Below are 2,887 nucleotides of genomic sequence, written 5' to 3'. Positions count from 1 at the left end.
ATCCTAAAATCGCTACGGTATTGCTGATATCAATTTTTTGTCGCCTCTGTCTGCGCAGGCACAGCAAGCAAGGAAAATTGATATCAGCAGTGTGTGATGTATCGATATTACTTTTCACTGACTATAGCTCCCAAAAACTTTACTGCATAAAAAAAAGACCTTGTCACATTACATGACAAGGTCTTTTTACTATTCTAAAAAAGTATTAAATAGCTTACTTAGGATTCACCATATCAGCAGGAATAACCCATTCATCAAACTGAGCTTCAGTTAACAGCTTCAATTCAACCGCAACTTGCTTCAAAGTTTTGTTTTCTTTATAAGCAGTCTTAGCAATTTTCGCAGCGTTTTCATAGCCAACATGACGGTTAAGCGCAGTCACTAGCATCAATGAATTATGCAAGAAGTCATCAATTTTGTCTTTTACTGGCTCGATACCAATAGCACAGTTTTCGTTAAAGCTATTGCACGCATCACCAAGTAGCTTGATAGACTGCAATAAGTTGAAAGCGATTACTGGCTTATAAACGTTTAGCTCAAAGTTACCTGACGCGCCAGCCATGCTGATAGTAACATCGTTACCCATGACTTGGGCAACAACCATCGTCATCGCTTCTGACTGAGTTGGGTTCACTTTGCCCGGCATGATAGAAGAGCCTGGCTCATTTTCAGGAATCGTCAACTCGCCTAAACCACAACGAGGACCTGATGCTAACCAACGTACGTCGTTAGCGATTTTGTTTAAGCTGGCTGCTAGCGTTTTTAAAGCGCCAGACGCAAATACTTCAGCATCACGAGCGGCTAATGCTTCAAATTTATTTGGTGACGTCACAAACGGTAGACCAGATAATGTCGCTAGTTGCTCGGCTGCTTTTACCGCATAATCAGGATGAGCGTTTAGACCCGTACCAACTGCAGTGCCGCCTAGTGGCAACTCATACAAACCTTGTAGCGCATTATCAATACGTACCAGTGAATGATCCAATTGGCTGACATAGCCGCTGAACTCTTGACCTAAAGTCAAAGGTGTGGCGTCTTGTAAATGCGTACGACCGATTTTTACGATGCTATCAAATTCTTTCGCTTTAGCAGCTAACGTATCACGTAGGGCTTTTACCGCTGGAATCAATAAGCCATTGATTTCACGAGCAGCGGCAACACGAATCGCGGTTGGGAAGCTGTCGTTGGTAGATTGGGCATGGTTGACATGGTCATTTGGGTGAATAGGTGTGTAGCTGCCACGCTCATTACCAGCAATCTCATTGGCACGATTGGCAAGCACTTCATTCATATTCATATTTGACTGGGTACCAGAACCGGTCTGCCAAACGACCAATGGGAATTGATCAGTAAAACCACCGTTGATGACTTCATCAGCAGCTTGGACGATTAGGTCGCGCTTATCAGCATCTAAACGCTCAAGGCTGGCATTGGTAATCGCAGCGGCTTTTTTGACCAGTGCCATCGCTTCAATCATCGGGCGCGGCAAGGTCTCGCCACCGATTTTGAAGTTCTCACGGCTACGCTGAGTTTGCGCGCCCCAATAAGCGTCAGCTGGGACTTCTACATTGCCCATAGTGTCTTTTTCGGTACGAGTTGCCTGATTCTGTGTCGACATAACTACCCTCTTTGATGGTTTGTTGTTGAATAGCTGATCTATAAAAAGTGCAACACCCGCTGCACGTAAAGGAAAATACGCTTTAAAGTGTCGTTATGATAGCATGACTTATCACAAATTTCTCCAAGTCCGTGAGGGTTCCGATGTCTAAAAGCACCAGCCAACAACAATCTGCCACATCGCCACCTGAGTTATCAATTGATAGAGGCCACGCTACAAATACCGTTCCGGTAAATGTACAAATGGATGAGGCCGTTAGCAATCCGCCTAGACGCTTATTTACACGCCAGCGTCGTCAGTTAACTGCCAATGCACGTCAACAGCGTGCACACGAAGCGAGTCGACATTTAATCAAGCTACAGCAGCGCTTACCACCGCGTGCGCGTATTGGCTTATATTATGACGGTTTTGGTGAGCTGCCCACTCAGCCTCTATTAGACTGGTGTCAACGCTTAGGCTATCTGCCTTATTTGCCAGTGGTTGGGTCGTTCGGTCGTACTAGAAATGGCAACGATGATAAGCGTCTGCGCTTTGTGCCTATTTATCATACAAAGTTATTAAATATACCGACGCGTATTCACAGCTTAGGTATGAAACAAAATCATCATCGTAGGCTATTATGGGCGCGCGAATTAGATGTGATTATCTGTCCATTAACTGCCGTCGATAATAATGGCAATCGCATGGGCATGGGTGGCGGATTTTATGATACGACGCTTGCTAAAAGCTATCAATCAGGCGCAAAAAAGCCATTAAAAATAGGTTGGTGCTATGATTTTCAAGTCATTGAGCAACTAGCGCGTCAGCCTTGGGATGTGCCTTTAGATGGCTTGATTACGCCAAGTGGCTTGAGGTGGTTTAGATGAGTGATAATAAGAAATTTCTGGATACTAACTCTAGCGCAGAGAATGTCGAACAACATTTGCAAGAGTTAGAAAAAACGGATTATGAACTGCTATATTATAGTCAAGAGCAGACTTTTAGCGCTGAAGAGCTAGCAAGAGTGATTAATGAAAAACGCTTAAACGAATTATTGGCACAAAGCGATAATTTTTTACATAGCTTAAATGGTGAGATTGAGGATTTTGATGAGCAGTATTGATAACTAAGAAATTATCAACGGTTTAATTGAAGAACTGCTCTATTAGGGAGTGTCCCTAATTGGAAAGCACGCATATATCTTCTAAAATAAGGCGTACACTTTATAAAATAAGAGGCATATAAAAAAGATGGCCAGACAAGCATTAACCGATAGCCTCTGGGAGCAGC

At 43.5% G+C, this 2,887-nt stretch carries 3 protein-coding genes; 2 read left to right on the top strand and 1 reads right to left on the bottom strand.

All coding sequences use genetic code 11. From position 1 onward, the window contains the following. Positions 1-214: 214 nt before the first annotated feature. Positions 215-1,618: a class II fumarate hydratase gene (gene fumC / locus WAZ74_RS13235; RefSeq protein ID WP_422308771.1), complete on the bottom strand. Its 1,404-nt coding sequence runs from the start codon at positions 1,616-1,618 to the stop codon at positions 215-217. Positions 1,619-1,761: 143 nt separating this feature from the next. Here fumC and WAZ74_RS13230 point away from each other — a divergent pair, with 143 nt between their 5' ends. Both WAZ74_RS13230 and WAZ74_RS13225 read left to right on the top strand, forming a co-directional pair. After that, on the top strand, positions 1,762-2,484 hold the full coding sequence (locus WAZ74_RS13230) for a 5-formyltetrahydrofolate cyclo-ligase (protein ID WP_422308770.1): 723 nt from the start codon (positions 1,762-1,764) through the stop codon (positions 2,482-2,484). Beyond that, positions 2,481-2,720 (top strand): hypothetical protein, encoded by a 240-nt coding sequence (locus tag WAZ74_RS13225; RefSeq protein ID WP_422308769.1) that lies wholly within the window; start codon positions 2,481-2,483, stop codon positions 2,718-2,720. The genes WAZ74_RS13230 and WAZ74_RS13225 overlap by 4 nt, the downstream gene beginning before the upstream one ends. The last annotated feature ends 167 nt before the right edge of the window (positions 2,721-2,887 follow it).

It is taken from the genome of Psychrobacter sp., from assembly GCF_049295055.1.
Taxonomy (GTDB): domain Bacteria; phylum Pseudomonadota; class Gammaproteobacteria; order Pseudomonadales; family Moraxellaceae; genus Psychrobacter.
The sequence above is the reverse complement of the archived record's forward strand: the minus strand, read 5'-3'. Positions and strand labels throughout refer to the sequence as shown.

What these genes read in the sequence shown, in the direction of transcription:
- fumC (WP_422308771.1), bottom strand. Translation starts at nt 1,618, where the DNA reads ATGTCGACACAGAATCAGGCAACTCGTACCGAAAAAGACACTATGGGC.
- WAZ74_RS13225 (WP_422308769.1), top strand. Translation starts at nt 2,481, where the DNA reads ATGAGTGATAATAAGAAATTTCTGGATACTAACTCTAGCGCAGAGAAT.
- WAZ74_RS13230 (WP_422308770.1), top strand. Translation starts at nt 1,762, where the DNA reads ATGTCTAAAAGCACCAGCCAACAACAATCTGCCACATCGCCACCTGAG.